14 protein-coding genes and 1 tRNA gene are annotated in these 17,804 nt (G+C 46.4%); 1 reads left to right on the top strand and 14 read right to left on the bottom strand.

What is annotated here, in order from left to right; translation table 11 throughout:
• Window positions 1-19: 19 nt before the first annotated feature.
• The 10 genes from ACMA1I_RS09240 to ACMA1I_RS09195 all read right to left on the bottom strand — a co-directional run bounded on the left by ACMA1I_RS09240 (window position 20) and on the right by ACMA1I_RS09195 (window position 9,343).
• A tRNA-Ser gene (locus ACMA1I_RS09240) sits at window positions 20-107 on the bottom strand.
• Between the two features lie 72 nt (window positions 108-179).
• Window positions 180-1,247, bottom strand: a complete 1,068-nt coding sequence (locus ACMA1I_RS09235) for an asparaginase (RefSeq protein WP_337068028.1) — start codon at window positions 1,245-1,247, stop codon at window positions 180-182.
• A complete protein-coding gene (locus ACMA1I_RS09230) occupies window positions 1,247-2,020 on the bottom strand; it encodes a TatD family hydrolase (RefSeq protein WP_337068027.1) in 774 nt (257 codons plus the stop codon). Before ACMA1I_RS09230 ends, ACMA1I_RS09235 begins: the two co-directional genes overlap by 1 nt.
• Window positions 2,021-2,585: 565 nt before the next feature.
• The gene (locus ACMA1I_RS09225; protein WP_337068026.1) at window positions 2,586-3,680 is read right to left on the bottom strand and encodes a glycosyltransferase; all 1,095 of its coding nucleotides are present in this window, start codon (window positions 3,678-3,680) and stop codon (window positions 2,586-2,588) included.
• A complete protein-coding gene (locus ACMA1I_RS09220) occupies window positions 3,677-4,315 on the bottom strand; it encodes a polysaccharide deacetylase family protein (protein ID WP_337068025.1) in 639 nt (212 codons plus the stop codon). Before ACMA1I_RS09220 ends, ACMA1I_RS09225 begins: the two co-directional genes overlap by 4 nt.
• Window positions 4,316-4,571: 256 nt before the next feature.
• The gene (locus ACMA1I_RS09215; RefSeq protein WP_337068024.1) at window positions 4,572-5,795 is read right to left on the bottom strand and encodes a PP2C family protein-serine/threonine phosphatase; all 1,224 of its coding nucleotides are present in this window, start codon (window positions 5,793-5,795) and stop codon (window positions 4,572-4,574) included.
• Window positions 5,788-6,969, bottom strand: coding sequence for an ABC transporter permease (locus ACMA1I_RS09210; RefSeq protein ID WP_337068023.1), 1,182 nt, complete (start codon window positions 6,967-6,969; stop codon window positions 5,788-5,790). The genes ACMA1I_RS09215 and ACMA1I_RS09210 overlap by 8 nt, the downstream gene beginning before the upstream one ends.
• Window positions 6,970-7,227, bottom strand: a complete 258-nt coding sequence (locus ACMA1I_RS09205; protein ID WP_337068021.1) for a hypothetical protein — start codon at window positions 7,225-7,227, stop codon at window positions 6,970-6,972.
• Window positions 7,224-8,357: a glycosyltransferase gene (locus ACMA1I_RS09200; RefSeq protein WP_337068020.1), complete on the bottom strand. Its 1,134-nt coding sequence runs from the start codon at window positions 8,355-8,357 to the stop codon at window positions 7,224-7,226. Before ACMA1I_RS09200 ends, ACMA1I_RS09205 begins: the two co-directional genes overlap by 4 nt.
• Complete coding sequence (locus ACMA1I_RS09195) at window positions 8,354-9,343, bottom strand: lysylphosphatidylglycerol synthase domain-containing protein (RefSeq protein ID WP_337068019.1); 990 nt, start codon at window positions 9,341-9,343, stop codon at window positions 8,354-8,356. The genes ACMA1I_RS09200 and ACMA1I_RS09195 overlap by 4 nt, the downstream gene beginning before the upstream one ends.
• Before the next feature lie 24 nt (window positions 9,344-9,367).
• On the opposite strand from ACMA1I_RS09195, the gene ruvC reads away from it, so the two are divergent.
• Window positions 9,368-9,940, top strand: a complete 573-nt coding sequence (ruvC, locus tag ACMA1I_RS09190; RefSeq protein WP_337068018.1) for a crossover junction endodeoxyribonuclease RuvC — start codon at window positions 9,368-9,370, stop codon at window positions 9,938-9,940.
• Window positions 9,941-10,104: 164 nt separating this feature from the next.
• Here the strand turns inward: ruvC and ACMA1I_RS09185 are convergent, their stop codons facing one another.
• The 4 genes from ACMA1I_RS09185 to rpsA form a co-directional block, all read right to left on the bottom strand.
• Window positions 10,105-12,792: an MGH1-like glycoside hydrolase domain-containing protein gene (locus ACMA1I_RS09185; protein ID WP_337068017.1), complete on the bottom strand. Its 2,688-nt coding sequence runs from the start codon at window positions 12,790-12,792 to the stop codon at window positions 10,105-10,107.
• A gap of 415 nt (window positions 12,793-13,207) precedes the next feature.
• Complete coding sequence (locus ACMA1I_RS09180) at window positions 13,208-13,654, bottom strand: GNAT family N-acetyltransferase (RefSeq protein ID WP_337068016.1); 447 nt, start codon at window positions 13,652-13,654, stop codon at window positions 13,208-13,210.
• Between the two features lie 454 nt (window positions 13,655-14,108).
• On the bottom strand, window positions 14,109-14,741 hold the full coding sequence (locus ACMA1I_RS09175) for a TlpA disulfide reductase family protein (RefSeq protein WP_337068015.1): 633 nt from the start codon (window positions 14,739-14,741) through the stop codon (window positions 14,109-14,111).
• Between the two features lie 470 nt (window positions 14,742-15,211).
• Window positions 15,212-17,101: a 30S ribosomal protein S1 gene (gene rpsA / locus ACMA1I_RS09170; protein WP_337068011.1), complete on the bottom strand. Its 1,890-nt coding sequence runs from the start codon at window positions 17,099-17,101 to the stop codon at window positions 15,212-15,214.
• Between the last annotated feature and the right edge of the window lie 703 nt (window positions 17,102-17,804).

Here is a 17,804-nt window from a genome sequence, read left to right as displayed (position 1 = left end):
ATTCTGGTATGATTATCAGCAGAGAGTGAGGGATTCGAACCCTCGATACCCTTTTGAGGTATACACACTTTCCAGGCGTGCTCCTTCAACCACTCGGACAACTCTCTGTTTTTTGGTGGTGCAAAGATAAGGTTTTTACTTTCATCTTTGCAAGTATAAAATGTTTATACCTTTCCTTTTTACAAGGTTATTTCTCCACGAATATTAGCTCCGAGCCAATAAGTTGTTTCTTCCCGGCTTAGGTTAAAACCTAATACATACATCATCTTAGTAATAGCGGCTTCTGTTGTAATGTCTACCCCTCCTATTACCCCCATGTCGAGCAGGTATTTACTAGTTTCATAGCGTCCTTGCTGTACGCGGCCTTCGTCGCATTGCGACACGTTTAGGATATAGATACCCCGCTCAATGGCTTCTCTCAGCAACTCCAGTAGCCAGGGGGCTGTGGGAGCATTTCCGGCTCCAAACGTTTCCAGCACTACCCCTCGCAACTCAGGAGTTTCCAGAATACTCCGAACTACGTTGGCATTAATGCCTGGAAAGAGCTTGAGTATCGCCACGCGGTCTTCCAGGTGAAAATGTGCTTTAAATGGCTCTCTGGCATGCGGACGAATAGCTCCCCAATAATAGTCTATGTCTACACCGGCTTTGGCCAGTAGTGGATGGTTCTCCGATTTGAAAGCGTTAAAATGGCGACTTTCTACTTTTTTTGCTCTGTTGCCGCGCAATAGCAGGTTATGGAAATATATGCAGACTTCCGGCACCAGCCCTTTGCCATCTATTTTAGTGGCGGCTATTTGCAATGCCGTTATCAGGTTTTCGCGGGCATCGGTGCGAACACGGCCAATGGGAACCTGCGCCCCTGTAAAAATAACTGGCTTTTGAAGGTTTTCCAGCAAATAGCTCATGGCAGAGGCTGTGTAAGCCATGGTATCGGTGCCGTGTAAAATCACAAAACCATCGTAGCTATCATAATTATCAGAAATCAGGCGTGCCAGCATCGTCCACTCTGCAATATTCATGTTAGACGAATCGATGGGCGGGTCGAGACTCACTACCGTGAGCAGGTATTTAAACTGCTGCAGCTCTGGCACTTTCTCCAGAATCATGCTGAAGTTAAAAGGAACCAGGTGCTTGGCCTTCTCATCAAATACCATTCCGATGGTACCTCCTGTGTAAATAATGAGGATAGAAGCTTCCGGATCGAGGGGAGCAGCTGTGTCGATATCAATTTTTTCGAAATTCATTAGGCTAATTTAAAAAGCTGCGTAGCATTACGTGTTGTGACTTCTGCCACTTCCGCTACAGATTTTTGCAAGAGTTCTGCCACTCTGCTGGCGACAAATGGCAAATAAGCTGGCTGATTGCGTTTCCCCCGGAAGGGCACCGGCGCCAGGTAAGGGCAATCCGTTTCAAGTACAAGATCATCTAGCAAGAGGTGCGGCAGCAATTTGTCTAAGCCTCCGTTTTTAAAAGTAGCCACCCCTCCAATTCCCATCAAAAAGCCAAGTTCCTTCACCTTTTCCGCTTGGGCTACGGTGCCGGTAAAACAATGAAAAACTCCTTTCAATGTACCATCCTGGGCTTCTGCCACAATAGCGTGGGCTTCCTCAAAAGAGTCGCGGGTGTGTAGTACAATCGGGAGCTGGTGTTTCTTTGCTAGAGCCACCTGCACCCGCAGTGCTTCTTGCTGCTGGGGCAGAAATGTTTTGTCCCAGTACAAGTCAATGCCACACTCTCCTACTGCTGCAAACTTCCGTTTATTTAGCCACTCCTCTACAAGGTATAGCTCTTTTTCGAAATCTTTCTGAACAGAGGTAGGGTGCAGTCCCATCATAGGCAAACAAAGCTGCGGATGCCGCGCCTCTGTTTCCAGCATCACATCAATGGACGTGTGGTCGATATTGGGCATGTAAATTTTAGTCACCCCTTCGGCCTCCGCCTGTGCCAGCGCCTCAGCCTGGTCTTCGCGAAAGGCGTCTGCATAGATGTGTGCGTGCGAATCGATAAATGTTGACATAAATATAGCTTCTAGATAAAAGGCTGCTCGAAGGTGTAAGTCGTCGGCCTGGAGTTGCATTAACCAAGTCGCTCCTGAAGGGCTTCCTTTACATCATAGGATGTAGGCTACTAGAGGCAGTATTGCCAATGTGAGCGTAAATGTCGTTCTATTAAAGCTGCTGCTGTTCTTCTTCCTGTTTTCTACATTTTGTACGATAAAAGCCTGAAAACATGCCAGCCGAATATCCACCTGACTTGCTTCAGGATCGAATCTCCTTCCGAGCAAGTTTCAAATATACATTTTCCGAATATACTATCATAAGAAAATCGGAATTCTGTTAGTAAGAAAGGGATGCCTAACTGGCAACAGCAGGTGCAAGGCTGGCGCGGTGGATCAACTACCAGATGTGAAATTCTGCTAATGATTTTGCCCTTCCGGAGGTAAAACCATCAGCCTTGTTCTAAGAGGTATGCTAAGAAATGCACAAGCTACAAAGCAAAAAATCGCAACTGTTTCCGGTCTGCTACTCTCTGCCATTTAGGTAGGCAGCATGCCGAGCGGAGGATGGGCTACCTCTTGGAGCTTAATATTTGCGTCCTTTCCAACTCACGCCAGTTGGCAGAAAAAAGTAAATGATTAACAGGAAGGAAGTAAAAATCAGGTAAAGCTCAAATAGCAGGTACACCCAAAGCGGTGGCGTGGAGAGTTCAAGGCGCTTGAGGCAGAGCCGGAGATAAGTGCTTTGCAGCAGTAACTTGAGGGCAAAAATGCCCATCATGGCTCCAAAAGAAGTGTGCACGAAAAACGGAAGCCAGATAGGGTAATAGGCAGAGTGCAGCACAAGAATCAGGACCATGTAAAACGGGAGGTGCATAGCGCCCCGCATCCAACGCCGGCGCTGCTTTAGCAGTGTGGGCAAGGAATCGGCCGGCTCTGAACTGGCAAGCACCTGGGGCGCATATAAATTGCGGAAGCCGAAGCCCTTTTTGAGCACTTTGTTAAATATGGCCACATCCTCGGTTACAGAAAACTTTATTTGTTCATAACCACCTGTTGCTTCGTAAGCCTTTCGGGTTAACAGCATGTTATTACCCATGGTAGAGACCGGAAACCCCAAGTCTGTTACCACCTGCATCAGCCCCAGGGCATATACCCAGTCCAGCGACTGTAACCTGGCAAAAAGGTTGTTGCCGGCAATGGTCGTTACACCGGTAACCACACCTGTGTCTGGTTGCATGGTTGCGAGCATCGCCGTAATCCAGTCTTCGGGAACAGCTATATCAGCATCCGTATAAAAAAACAAATCTGTTGTAGCCACTTTGGCCAGGTGGGCCAACACATTTCCCTTCCCTTTTGCCATTCCCATCGTTCCTGTTATTGTCAGGCATTTGTAGTGTGGCTTGTCCTGTATGTAGTCTTCTACCACGGCGAGAGTACCGTCTGTAGAGGCATCATCGCCTATGATTACCTCCAGCTTCTCTTTTGGGTATCGCAAACGGTCTATGGCCTGGAGGCACCGTAGGATAGTGTGCTCCTCGTTGCGGGCTGCAATCAGGATACTGACTCTTGGATAAGAAACCGGTTGCTGCGGATACTCCTTTCTGTGAAAGGCAAATAAACAGAGCAGCACACCAAAAAGAAGGAAAAAAATAACAAAATAGACAACAGAGAAAATCATAGCGAAGAAAAGGTATACCCGCTGGAAGCAAAATGCTCCAGAAAACGTGGCAACACATACTGCATGTTGCGTTGCGCCTTTAAGCTGTCGTGAAATACGATGATGCTGCCACTTTGGGTATACTGAATTGCTTTTTCAAGGCAAATTTCCGGGGCCAGGGTTTTGTCGTAGTCATTGGTGAGCATATCCCACATAATAAGTTCGTACCCTTCCTGCCTGAGCTGCGCAGCCTGCTTCCCGGTTATTCGCCCGTGCGGTGGACGGAACAGGAGCTTTTGGGTGGCGGCTCCGGGCAATTGATTTAGTTCGGCTTGGCACAATTGCACATTGTGCAGGTATTGCGGCAATGGTGTTTGCCAGCCTTTAAGATGGTTAAATGTGTGATTGGCAAGCACATGCCCCTGCTGCGCCACTTCCATGCCTATTTCACGATGCTTTGCCACGTTTTCGCCTACGCAAAAAAAAGTGGCCTTTGCCTGGTACTGTGCCAGTTGTTCGAGAACAAAAGGTGTAATTACCGGAATGGGACCATCGTCGAAGGTAAGGTACAGGGTATTGCCTGCCGAAGGCTTGTGCCAGGTATAATTCGGCATCAGTTTTTTAAGAAGAGCGGGCGTTTTATAAAATCGGATCAAGCGGGTTCTCTTTTAGAGGCTAGAGGAGTTTAATACCGGATAATTCGACCGGCTGATATAGAAGTTGAAAAAACAGGTAAGGGCGCTCCCTAACTGCACCTACCTTAAATTATTTAAATGAAAATACCCTTCCGCAGCAGTTTTCTAATGTTTTAGGCCAAGGACATTTGGAGGATTTAAGGGAGTAGCCAGGTACCCCTTTTAATCTTTCCTTCAGCCACTTTATGTTTTCACTTCAGAGCCTTGCCTATCCGACTTACTTAAAGCGGCATGACAACAAGGTTATGTCATCGTCAAAATTTGCTTCTTCGTTGTAGAGGTGAATTTCTTTTAATAATTGCAGGTGAAGCGTTCTGGAGCTAAGAAAGCGGTGTTTCTGCATGTAGCTGATGGTTCCCTCTACCCCAAACTCAGCCTCAGACGCATCGAAAACTTCGGTTAAGCCATCGGTATAACAGAATAGAACCGATTTTTTAGGAATGTCGATGGTGCAGACCGACATAAAAGGCAGCACATCGAATACCCCCAGCATGGTACAACCTTCATTAAGCAAGCGGTGCGTGTTGTCTTCGAAAAGCAGAATGGGGGAATTGTGACCGGCATTTACGTAACTCAACTGGCGGGTTTTGCGGTTATATATGGCCAGAAAGGCGGTTATGAATTTTTCGGCGATAGCGTTTCTGTAAATCAAATTGTTCAGCTCCGTTACCACTGTGTTCAGGTCCGACACCTGCCGTAGAATAGTACGCAGCCCCGCCTGGAAATTAGACATCAGCAAAGAAGCAGGCACTCCCTTTCCCGACACGTCGGCTACACAAAACAGAAACTGGTCCTGGTCTATTTCAATAAAATCGTAGTAGTCGCCGCCTATAGAAGAGTGCGGAATGTAGCTGGCATGGATTGCCACATTCTTATCGTTGGGCAATGATTTGGGGAAGAGCATAGACTGCACTTCGCGGGCAATTTCAATCTCACGTCGGATAGACTCCTGTGCCAGCCGTTGCCGGTTCATTTTATGGTTCTCGATTGCCACCAGCATGATATTACTGACTGTCTGCAAAAAATTAAGTGCTTCCAGGTTGTTGTAATACGGCTGTATTTTACCGATCATCACAAAAGCCAGCACACGCCCGTTGTGCAGAATAGGAATAACAATTTCGAAGCCGCGCCACCGGCGGTCTACCTGCAGCTTGGAGATAAAGGTAATTTCGGTCAGGTTCACAATCTCGTCCGGCATCTCACATTTAGTGAAATCCATTTCGGTTCCGTAACAGATCTTGCAGCTCCACGACTCATCGTGCACAAACAGCACCAACCGATTAATCTGCAACTGTGCCAGCAGGGTAAAGTGATAAATCTTGTAAAGCGCGCTCTCCGGCAGGTTTTCGTTAATAGCCTGCGTAATTTCCAGCAAAGCCGAAAGTTCCAGCTTCTTTAGTTGCAGTTCCTGCTGTGTATTGGGTACAATGATTTCAGACATTGGTAAGCGGGATTTTAGGATCATAGGCATCACGCAAACCATTTCCTAATAGGTTAAAGGCAAGCACGAGCAAACTGATACAAACACTTGGTAAAAGTACTAAATAAAGGCCAGCTCTGGCACCGATCAACTGAAAACCTTCGTTCACCATCATGCCCCACGATGGTGCCGGTGGCTGCACGCCCAAGCCCAGAAAGCTAAGCCCGGCCTCTACCAGTATAGCCGAAGCAAAGTTGGCAGTTGCAATAACAATAAGTGGCCCGATAATGTTTGGAAGCAAATGATGGTATATTATTTTGAATTGAGACACTCCTAAAACCTGAGCGGCCTCTATGTAGGTTTTTTCTTTCAAACTCAGGATCTGCCCGCGCACTACACGCGCCACCTCTACCCACATAGTAAGCCCCACCGCCACAAACGCCACCCACACCCCTTTGCTATCGAGAGCCAAGCTGATGGCGATTACAAGCATGATACTAGGTACCGACCACACCACCGTCATCAGAAAAAGCATAAGCTTATCTACCCAGCCACCAAAATAGCCGCCCAGGGCACCTATGGTAATCCCCAGCACCAGCGAAATAAGCACTGCCACAAATCCGATACCCAGCGAAATGCGGGTACCCAGGATAAGTCGGCTCAGTACATCGCGACCGGCTTTGTCGGTGCCGAGCCAGAAAGTGCGTTCTTCCAGGTGCTGCTGCCGAACGGCTTCAGCCATTTGCTGTTGATTGGTATACGCTTTGGAGTTTGCCAGCACGTCTTTCAGGGCCAACACCTGCACCTGGTCGGCCAGCGCATTGTTGCTGCGTAGCGGCTGCACCTGCAGGCTGTCGCCTGAAAAATGGACGCTCTCCACGGGTAGTTCTGAGAATGAAGTAGGTTTTCCCGAGAGTACAAACTCGAGCGGATTTACGTCCTGCACCACTGCATTTGGCCGTGCCAACTTTAGAATGGTGGCCTTAAAGCCAGGTGACTTTTTCTGAACCTGCACCAATCCGTTGTTGGCATTTGGTGTACTGTCGGGCATGAGGGCATAGCCACCCAGCGCCACCAGCACGGCCAGCAGAATAATGGCCAGACCAGCCATAGCAGGTTTGTTGCGCAGCAGGCGTTGCCTGATGTAATATGAAGGCGGCCTTGAAACAGAAGGCTTGGAAGCTATCCTAGCCATTTAAATGGAGTTGTGCACGATCAGACCGGCTTTGGTTGCCAGAAAGAAATACTCTTTGCAGTGCGCACTGAAAGTCTTCTCATTGAACTCCTGCTCCGTATCCGGATCGGGATAAAATATCTTGATATAGCCTTGCTCCAGGAGCCTCCGAAGTCCTGCGCAAAGTTCATCATCGGTTAGCGACAAGGTGCTTTTCAGGTCGGTATACGAGGTGACAAAATACAACTCGTCCAGTAAATCAAATTCGTTTTCACTCATCGGTTTTGGATTAAGCGTCCTTTCCAGCGGTAGCGGCCCGTTAGTCCGCAAACAGCTGTATAAATAACATAAGGTGTGTACACCAATTGCAAAGGCAGCATGTACACCAACTCCTTTTTCTTATTCAGAAAAATAAGAACAGGTCTTAAAAATAAGAAATCTATTCCAAACTTGATAGCATATGCCCCTACTAATGCAACAACGCTCACTCCTCCTGCCATGAACCAGGGTATGGCCAGTAGCAATAACAAGTTGACCAGAAACACACTTAGCGCCACCAGCTGCACGTGCCACTCCTGGTAAGATTTCCATTTGCTGGCCCACCTGATGCGCTGCGAAAAGAAGCTCTTTATGGTTTTCCGGGCTTTGGTATGCACCACCGCCTGCTTGTTTTTCAGAAAAAATATACTGCCGGGGAATTGCCTGTTGATTTTGTGGAGCAGGAATTCATCGTCGCCAGAGGCAATACCCTCGTTGCCGGAAAAGCCGCCAACCTGTTCAAAGGCTTCGCGGGTGTAGGCCAGGTTGGCTCCGTTGCACATGTTGGGCCTCTGCAGCTGAATTGAAGCCGCCCCGATACCGATTAAAGAAGCGAACTCCACCAGTTGCATCCGCTCAAATAGGGTTTGGGTCTGGTAAAAAGAAACAGGCCCGCTTATAAACTTTGCTTTACGGGAGGTAAAGGCATACTCAAACAGCGCCAGCCACTCCGGCTGTACCCGGCAATCGCCGTCGGTGAGCACCAACAACTCCCCCCCTGCCAACTCCACTCCTTTGCGCACAGCTGCTTTTTTCTGCATCAGCCCTTCGTAATCCGCCAGCTGTACCAGTCGAAGAGGAAAAGGAAATGAGTCGATAAAGTCTTGCACGACGCGTGCCGTAGCATCTTCGGAGTGATCGTTTATAACTAAAACCTCGCATAAGGCTGCTGGGTAGGTTTGCTTTGCCAGGTCCTGCAGCAATTCCTGCAGCGGCCCCTCCTCGTTCCGGACCGGAATAATAACCGAAAGCTTTGTGGTTGGATGGTAAGTTGCCGGGATGTTGGTTTCTGGCAACTGCCGCCAGGCAATGAGCCTCCTGACGATGATGTACCCGTAGGCTAGCAAGGAAATATACAACAACAGGCTCATGCTGGCTTACCTTTCCGCCTGAATTTCAGCCTGAACACAAACACAAGCCCAAGAGCGCTTGGCACCGCAATATTGAGCAACCAAAGGCTGAGGCTCGCGCTGAGCACCTGCAGCCGGTCCTGCCCCAACAAACCAAACAAAAACATAGCCGATAGCTCCCTTACCCCCAGGTCCGAAAGCAAGGTAACAGAGGGCGCCATCGATTTCAAAAAGAATGTTCCGGATACGCCGCTCAGGTACTGCACCAATGGAAGCCGCACCTTAAACATGTACAGGAGCAACACAAACTGCGTCAGGAAAACCATGTACCGCCCCAACGACAGCCAGAGCAGGCGGGTTACTTCGCGCGTGCTATAGCGGTTCATAACGGCTACGTAGCGCACCACCTTGCGCAGCGGCCGTACGGCCGCCACAAGCGCCACCATGGCCCGGGCATTGTAAAGCAGCAACAGCATGGCTCCGCTCAGCGCCAACAGCACCACCAGCAGGCTTAGACATGCGGCCGGGTAAAGCGTCCAGTAAAACTGTACCAAAAAATAAAATAGACCCCCTGCCCCTACCAGCACCGTGGCCACCAGTTGGCTAAACCTTCCGATAAAAATAGCTCCGATGGCTTCGAGCCGCTGCTGACTTTTAAGCACCAGCACCCGCCCGGCATAATCTCCGATGCGGTTTGGGGTAATAAAGCCCAAGGTTAGGCCTACCATCACCGCTCTATAAGCTTTTTTGAACGACATGCGCTCCACTTTACTTCCCAGCAACTGCCATTTACGTGCCTCGAAACCCCAATTTACCGGAATTAACAGGGCCGTGAGCAGTAGAAGGTACCGCACGGGGCTGGCAAAGGCTTCCTGCCAGATGGTGGCCCAGCTCAGCAGTGTATCGGGTCCGGAAAAAATCTGTTGATATAAAAAGAAAAGCGTGAGCAGCAGCACCATAGCCTTGCCCATGTATAAAAGGAACCTTCTGTTGGAATCAATGTTCAAGATAATGTCTTATTTTTGCGCCCTATGATTTCCACTCCTGCACTTCCGCCCCAAAAACTAATTCTTGGCATCGACCCTGGTACACAGGAAATGGGCTATGGCCTGATCGAGGTAAAGGGTTCTAAGGTGGTAGTGATTCAGTATGGCGTTATTCACCTGAAGAGCTACAGCAATCACGCCATCAAGTTAAAGAAAATTTTTGACCGCATGATACAGCTCATCGACGAGTACCTGCCCGATGAACTGGCCATTGAATCTCCTTTTTATGGCACCAATGTGCAAAGCATGCTCAAACTAGGTAGGGCTCAGGGGGTTGCCATAGCAGCGGCTCTCTCCCGCGATATTCCGTATGTGGAGTATGCTCCTAAAAAAGTAAAGCAGTCTGTTACCGGAAACGGAAACGCCTCGAAAGAACAGGTAGCCAGCATGCTGACACAAATCCTTAAAATTGATGCTGCGCCTAAACTACACGATGCTACCGATGCGCTGGCTGTTGCACTCTGCCACCACTACCAAAAAGGCAACAATGCAAAGTCTGGCGGCAAATCCTGGAAAAGCTTTCTGACTGATAACCCTGATCGGATGGTAGGGAAATAAAATTAGCCTTAAGGCCTGAAAGCAAAAAATGCCTCCGGAAGGCTATTTTGATTTGAATAATTCGGCAACTGGTATACCCCATTAATTATTCTAATGAAAACAGCCTCCCGGAGGCAAAAAGCCTGATTTTACAACCTGGCTTTGAAGGTCAAAATTCAGGTTATTTATTGTTCCCGATAAGAAGCTGCAACAAAGGCCTCTTCTTCCAGATCTGAGAACGTGTTTCTATAATCTTCGTCTTCCATTTCCAGGAGCAGGTTGGCTACTAAGGCCGTCCAGCCGGTTTGGTGCGATGCACCAAGTCCCTGCCCTGTATCGCCGTTAAAGAACTCGTAAAACAGGTGCAGATCCTGAAAATGCCCGTCATCAGAAAATTCATCGTGGTTAGAATGGTACCGGTACTTCCCGGTCTCGTCCTTGTCGAATATTTTAAGCAAACGCACCGTTAGCTCATTGGCAATTTGTTTCAGATTGAGCTTGTTGCCAGAGCCGGTCGGGAACTCATAGAGTTGAGAAGGTCCGTAAAAGGTGTAAAATTTGCGTAGCGACTGTATGATAAGGTAGTTCAGCGGAAACCAGATAGGACCGCGCCAGTTTGAGTTACCACCGAACATATAAGACGAACTCTCCCCTGGCTCATATTTAATCACGTGTTTGCCATGGTGATCAAACTCGTAAGGGTGTTCAAGGTGGTATTTAGACAAAGACCTTATTCCAAAATCAGATAGGAACTCGGACTCATCCAGCAACCTGTTCAGCAGTTGCTCCAACCTCGGGCCACGCATAATAGAAAGCATAAAGTCGCCGTTCTCGTTCTTCTGCTCAAAGTGGTTAATGAGCGAAGCCAGGTCGGGCCGTGTCCGCATGATATTGATAACCCGCACCTTAAACTCATAAGAATGGTCGAAAATGGTTTTGCTGATCATCTCCACGGCAAACAATGGAATAATACCAACAAGGGATCTAATTTTCAGCCTGTGAGTACCTCCGTTTTCGAACTGTACCACATCGTAAAAAAACTGGTCATCATCGTCCCACAACGAAATGTTCCGGTCGCCGATGTGGTTCATGGCCCAGGCAATGTTCAGGAAATGGCGGAAGAATTTAGCAGCAGACTCTTCGTAGGCAATATTATGTCCTGCCAGTTCCAGAGATATTCGTAGCATGTTCAGCGAAAACATGGCCATCCAGCTGGTGGAGTCGGCTTGCTGCATGTTTTTGATACCGGCGGGCATTTTGCTTCTATCGAACACACCAATATTATCGAGGCCCAGGAACCCGCCTTCAAACAGGTCGGTGCCATTTACGTCTTTGCGGTTTACCCACCACGTAAAGTTCATCAGTAGTTTTTGGAAGGCCCTCTCTAGAAAGTCCAAATCAGAAACGCCTGTTTTCTGTTTGTCTTTCTCATACACCTCCCACACTGCCCAGGCATGTACTGGCGGGTTTACATCGCTGAAGTTCCACTCATAAGCAGGAATTTGCCCATTGGGGTGCATATAATACTCGCGCAACATAAGCTGCAATTGCTCTTTAGCAAAATCGGGATCTATGTGTGCAAAGGAGGTGGCATGAAAGGCAAGGTCCCAGGCCGCATACCAGGGGTACTCCCACTTATCTGGCATGGAGATAACGTGCCGGTTCGTCAGGTGGTGCCAATCAGCGTTTCGCTTTTTAATGCGCTGTGGTGGTGGGTCGCCCTGCTCCCCGTTCAGCCACTTGTATACGTCCATGTAATAAAACTGCTTTGTCCAGAGGAGGCCTCCAAGAGCATTACGAAGCAGTTTTTTGTGTTCGGGTTTAAAGGATTCAGGCGTCAGTTCCTCATAAAAATGATCTGTTTCGGAAGACCTGCGGCTAAAAATGGTATCAAAATCGGACCATGGATCCGCAGTTTGGTTTTTACTTAGCCTCACCTTAAACGTTTTGGACTCTCCTGCAGCCAGCTCTTTTTTATACCACACTGCTGCCCTGGTACCCAGCTTATCAGGGTTTACAGTGTGTTTTCCCTTCAGCACATAATCATTGATTCCGTCTTTAACATAAGGGAACTCGTTTAATGTATTGTAAATGTGCTGATTGTTTGTCTCGTTTTCGCAAAAAAGCTGCTCACCAGGTTCATGGTAAAAATACATTTCCCAATTTCTGGTAGAATAGGTTTGTATGCAATTGTCGGCTATAGCAGATAGTTTTGGTCTTTTGCTTCTGAACCAGGGGTTGTGTTTCCAGTAATTACGGAACCAGATGTGGGGCAGCACATGAATAGTTGCTGCCTCTGGCCCACGATTATAAACGGTCACTTTCAGCAGAATATCATCTACATCTGCTTTGGCATATTCTATGTAGCAGTCGAAGTACCTGTTCTCCTTAAAAGCATCAGTATCTAGCAGTTCTACCTCTGGTTTAGTACGATCCTGCTTGTTCCGGAGTATCAGTTCATCGTACGGAAAGGCAGCCTGCGGGTATTTGTAAAGGTATTTAGCATATGTGTGATTAGGGGAAGAATCGAGGTGAAAGTATAATTCTTTTACGTCCTCGCCATGGTTACCTTGCTCATTGGTTAGGCCGAACAGCCTTTCTTTTATAATTGGATCTTTGCCATTCCAGAATGCTGGAGCAATGCATATAATCTGGCGGTCGTCGCAAAAACCGGCAATTCCTTCTTCTCCCCATCTATAAGCAATACTCCTGGCTTTTTCATGAGTAATACAGTTCCAGGTGTCTCCGTCAAAACTGTAATCTTCTCTTACTGTTCCCCATTGCCGCTCTGTAATATAAGGCCCCCATTTTTTCCAGCTTTTCTTATTTTCACCGTTTAAAGTTGTGTTCTTCTCCGAGTCAGCGTTTACCATTGCACTATTATAGTTAATTCTCTCATTACCGCTTCTAATCATTACTTTTTAAGTAAAGCGGCAACTATTTAACAAAATTACAATTATCCTGAGATATTCATTGAAAAATCACTTAAAACCAAATTCATTTTAATTATTTAATTTATCAGTTCGTAATCTTAGCTGCTGTTGTTATTCACCTCTACCTACTTTAGCAAATGCCACTCCTTGCCTTTGTAATTCAACTTTATTTTGATTAGATCAGTTTGCAGGCATGCTCTGAATCAGCAAAGCAACCGCCGCTAATTTTTTACCCCTACGTAAAATCATATTTCCATACTGCTGCAATTCATCTTTGCAACTCTAGTAATGCAAATGACACGAGCTTTGGCAGTTATTTATTACCATAGAAATACAACAAAACACTTCAGGCCATTTATAAAGTGTAGTAAAAATGCACTACTTGTTCCTCATTTGAGGGCCTGGTTGCCCGGTAAAAATCCAAAGCATAACCATCTGCTTTATCAGCTTGCACAAAAACTTCTTCAAAGCCTTGTTGGGTGCAATAAAGTTTTGTTTCAGAAATAAGCCTGCTACCAATTCCCTGCCTCTGAAATTGTGGAAGTACAGCTAAGTCGTAGATATAGGCCAGTGGTTTAGAATTGTAATATTGATGTAACACATAAACCGTTAATCCTGCTATTACTGTACGTTCCTGCATGGCGACAAAAACCAGGAAATCATTTTTTGCCAGAACCTGCGCTAAGTGGTTCCGGTCCGGCATTAAGAACTGTTGCATTTCAAACACCTCTTCAAACACGCGGATTAATTGTATAAATTCATTAACATCCTGGTCCAGCAATTTCTTGTATTCTATTTCCATAGCCATTAATTTTTAAAGCCTTCTCATGCTATTGAATTTGGTAGGTATTTACGGTGGCAAAACCTAGGAGGTACAACTTTTAACTTTGCCTGCTGTTGTTTCTTTTTCCATGTATACTTCTCAGGGTGAAGTCCATTGAGCAGCACATCCAAATCTTGTAAAGTGTAGGTTCTAATAGTAGATAAGGCACCATCCCAGGCGAGAAAAATGGAATAATAGGCTAATTGAGGAAAAACATTATGGTTGCCATAAAGGAAGCCGCTTAAACAACTAAAATGCTGTTAACAAGAAGCGCTTGATAGATAGATTGTAGTGGTTTGAAATAATCGATTCTTAAGCGAATTACTAATTCTAAAAATTTGTGCTGGATAAGGTGAGATAGTCAAGATATAATCTGACAGTTTATCCTAAGGCAGAGAACCTCTTAGTTCATTTCAATCTGGAATTGCTCATTTTACAACAGGCCGTTAATCATCTCTTTCACTTCGTCATTGCCAGGAAAGCCTGTAAACTTCTTGATCAGCACACCTTCTTTGTTGTATAGCAGATATGCTGGAATAGCCTCAAACCCAAACTGGTTCATGGTATATTCCCACTGGGTGGCTGTCAGATAGTAATGTTCACTGCCTATTCCTTTGATTTTTTCCTCCCATCGCTTTCGAGGAGAAGTACTGTTTGTTAGATACACAAATGCAACATCCTTATCCTGAAAGTCGCCCTTTGTACTTTTGAATTTATTCATTGCTTCCAGGCAAAGACCACACCATGTTGCCCAAAGGTCAACAAGAACAACCTTGTTCTTATGTTTAACAACAATTGTTTCCATTACTTTATCGCCCGAAACTGATGAGATGTCAATCACAACAGCAGGTGATATGAATTTGTCTAATTCAACAACCTGCTGATTTTTCCTAAATAGAATTTTGGCAATTTCTCCATTTTTCCAATAATCTGTTATATGCTCTTTTTGCTTTTCGGTTAGCGGTCTTACTTCCTCATTCAGTTGTCTGGCATAAGCATTGGCTGCTAAAATATCGTAGTAGGGGCCATTGTCGAATCCTACCAAATCAGATAAAACAGCTTTCACACTTGACCAGTGTTACGCTACTGCCAATACACTCCATAAGAGAGGCGACCAAAGCGATATGCTTTTGCGCCATTAACCAGGTCTTGTGCCCTAGTCACAATATCCTGCGGCAGGCAAGCCCACAGGATAAAACCACCCATTGCCGGGTGGTACTGGGAATTTCCGGTTTCCGCTCCTTCACCCACCTCTACCAGACCAAGCAAGACAGCACCTACTANGCAAGCCCACAGGATAAAACCACCCATTGCCGGGTGGTACTGGGAATTTCCGGTTTCCGCTCCTTCACCCACCTCTACCAGACCAAGCAAGACAGCACCTACTACCTCCGCTACAACTATGGCTATCTGCTCCTTTATTACAATAGGTACATATTTAAACCAACAGCATTACTTGGCGCAGCAGAAAAGCTAAAACAACAAAAAAAGCCCCGGTTTCCCGGGGCTTTCCTTTACAATTCAAGTAACCTAAACTTACGCTTTGGTTTCTTCTTCTGAAGTTTCATCGGCAGATGTATCGTCTTTCGACTTTTTGGCAGCCGCAGCTTCCAATTTCTTAACACCAGCTTCTTTCTCATTCTCCATCATCTGCTCTTTCAAGGCCGAAAGGGCATCCAGGTCGCCAAGAGTAGATTTGTTCTCTACCTCTTTCTGAGCCTTAGGAGCCTTAGGCGCTTTCTCAGCACCGGCAGCAGGCTGTACTTTCTTAGTGGCTTTGGCAATTCTGTTAGCCTCTTCACCATAAGTAGCCGCATGCGACAGAATGATTTTACGGTCTTCTTTAGAGAATTCTACTACTTTAAAGTCTAAGCTCTCGCCAGCCTCTACTGTAGTACCGTCTTCTTTCTGAATTCCTTTAGGGAACGCGAAACCTTCGATACCGTATGGCAGCTCCAGCACAGCGCCTCTGTCTGATTTCTCAAGCACAGTTGCTTTGTGTGTAGAGCCAACACTGAATACAGACTCAAAAGTATCCCAAGGGTTTTCTTCCAGTTGCTTGTGGCCCAAGGCAAGTCTTCTGTTAGGAACGTCAAGTTCCAGAACAACTACGTCCAGGTTTTCACCAACTTTTACAAACTCAGATGGGTGCTTGATCTTCTTAGTCCAGCTAAGGTCAGAAACGTGCACAAGGCCGTCTACACCTTCTTCCAGTTCTAAGAACAGACCGAAGTTAGTTAGGTTACGAACAACGCCAGTGTGCTTGGTGCCCACGCCGTATTTCGTTAACACGTCTTGCTTAGTCCATGGATCTTCGGTAAGCTGCTTAATGCCCAAAGACATTTTACGCTCCTGACGGTCGAGTGTCAGCACTACTGCTTCTACCTCGTCGCCTTGCTTAATAAAGTCTTGTGGGTTACGCAGGTGCTGCGACCAGCTCATTTCAGAAACGTGGATCAGACCTTCTACACCTGGCATCAGTTCCAGGAATGCACCGTAGTCAGCCACGTTCACGATTTTACCTTTAACTCTAGAACCAACTTCAACCTCTTCAGGAAGGGCATCCCAAGGATGAGGAGTAAGTTGTTTCATACCAAGGGAAATACGCTTCTTGTCATCGTCGAAATCAAGAACTACAACGTTAACTTTCTGGTCAAGCTGCAATACTTCTTCCGGATGGTTGATACGTCCCCACGAAATATCTGTAATGTGAAGCAGACCGTCTACGCCACCAAGGTCGATGAACACACCGAAGTTTGTCATGTTCTTGATAACGCCTTCCAGTACCTGACCTTTTTCGAGGTTGTTCAGGATGGCGGCACGCTGCTGCTCCAGGTCTTTCTCGATAAGTACTTTATGAGATACAACCACGTTGTCGAAAGCGGCGTTGATTTTCACAACTTTCACTTCCATTTTCTTACCTACAAACACGTCGAAGTCACGGATTGGCTTCACGTCGATTTGCGAACCTGGCAAGAAGGCTTCCACACCGTGGATGTCGGTGATAAGACCACCTTTTGTTCTGCGTTTCACCACACCTTCCAGAACTTTGTCGTTCTCAAGAGCGTCGTAAATTTTAGCCCAGGCGCTTACGATTTTCGCTTTCTTACGAGATAAGATAAGCTGACCGTTTGGATCTTCCTGGTCTTCAATAAATACTTCTACCTCGTCGCCTACTTTCAGGTCAGGGAGATCTCTGAATTCTGAAACCGGTACCAGGCCATCAGATTTGAAACCGATGTTCAGGATCACGTCACGATCAGTGATGCCAACAACAGTTCCGCTAACAACCTCCTGCTCCTGTACAGTAGTCAGGGTGTCGTCGTACATTTTTTCCATTTCGGCTTTCTCGTCTTTGCTGTAGCCGCCGCCGAAACCTTGAGACTCAAACTTGTCCCAATCAAAATTATCTGGAGAATTACTCATATAATAAGTTGCTCTGGTTAAGCCACCGGCGTAGAGCAATAGGCCGGTTTGGTTTAGTTTTACATTTCCCTGCTAAAACACAGGTCCCATTCACCCGAATGAAGCGGCAAAGGTACGAATTTACCTGAAAAACACCAGCATTTTAAGATAATAATTAGTAGCCTTTACTTACCTTGTTTTCTGCCAGAAGCCACACATTAAGTCTATGTCAAAGCAAGCATAAACGATTCATTATCAGAATATAAAATCAACATACTCAATTCTTCTAATGAAAATGATCTTCCAGAGGTGTTTTCAGGTGTGTAAGGCTCAGGGTTAAAGGAGACTGCCTTATTCTGGTATTCCGCAATAGGGCATCTGCCGCAGACCCACAAGGCAAACCCATCAGCAGCTTCACGACCAACCAAAGCCTTTCTTTAGGTTAGCCTTAAAAGTACCTGTATCTTGTGTTTTGTATATTGGACTAGTCATGTACCAAACAAAATGGCTGTTTGGCTATCCGTTGGCTTGCTTTAGTCTGCTACCGAACCAGACTGCTATCAATTCTTCTAATGAAAATGAACTCCCAGAGGCAAAAAGCACAAAAAAAGCCCAGTGACCCATAAAATGTCCGAGCCTGAAGGCTGAGGCTTTCAACACTCAGGATCATGATCTTGATCCAACTTAATACCTCAAGCCATTCTTAGGGTATATAGCTTTAAAT

This window comes from Pontibacter sp. 13R65 (genome assembly GCF_047525655.1).
Classification (GTDB): domain Bacteria; phylum Bacteroidota; class Bacteroidia; order Cytophagales; family Hymenobacteraceae; genus Pontibacter.
The sequence above is the reverse complement of the archived record's forward strand: the minus strand, read 5'-3'. Positions and strand labels throughout refer to the sequence as shown.

What these genes read in the sequence shown, in the direction of transcription:
- ACMA1I_RS09215 (WP_337068024.1), bottom strand. Translation starts at nt 5,795, where the DNA reads ATGTCTGAAATCATTGTACCCAATACACAGCAGGAACTGCAACTAAAG.
- ACMA1I_RS09235 (WP_337068028.1), bottom strand. Translation starts at nt 1,247, where the DNA reads ATGAATTTCGAAAAAATTGATATCGACACAGCTGCTCCCCTCGATCCG.
- ACMA1I_RS09230 (WP_337068027.1), bottom strand. Translation starts at nt 2,020, where the DNA reads ATGTCAACATTTATCGATTCGCACGCACACATCTATGCAGACGCCTTT.
- ACMA1I_RS09185 (WP_337068017.1), bottom strand. Translation starts at nt 12,792, where the DNA reads ATGGTAAACGCTGACTCGGAGAAGAACACAACTTTAAACGGTGAAAAT.
- ACMA1I_RS09180 (WP_337068016.1), bottom strand. Translation starts at nt 13,654, where the DNA reads ATGGAAATAGAATACAAGAAATTGCTGGACCAGGATGTTAATGAATTT.
- ACMA1I_RS09210 (WP_337068023.1), bottom strand. Translation starts at nt 6,969, where the DNA reads ATGGCTAGGATAGCTTCCAAGCCTTCTGTTTCAAGGCCGCCTTCATAT.
- ACMA1I_RS09225 (WP_337068026.1), bottom strand. Translation starts at nt 3,680, where the DNA reads ATGATTTTCTCTGTTGTCTATTTTGTTATTTTTTTCCTTCTTTTTGGT.
- rpsA (WP_337068011.1), bottom strand. Translation starts at nt 17,101, where the DNA reads ATGAGTAATTCTCCAGATAATTTTGATTGGGACAAGTTTGAGTCTCAA.
- ACMA1I_RS09205 (WP_337068021.1), bottom strand. Translation starts at nt 7,227, where the DNA reads ATGAGTGAAAACGAATTTGATTTACTGGACGAGTTGTATTTTGTCACC.
- ruvC (WP_337068018.1), top strand. Translation starts at nt 9,368, where the DNA reads ATGATTTCCACTCCTGCACTTCCGCCCCAAAAACTAATTCTTGGCATC.
- ACMA1I_RS09200 (WP_337068020.1), bottom strand. Translation starts at nt 8,357, where the DNA reads ATGAGCCTGTTGTTGTATATTTCCTTGCTAGCCTACGGGTACATCATC.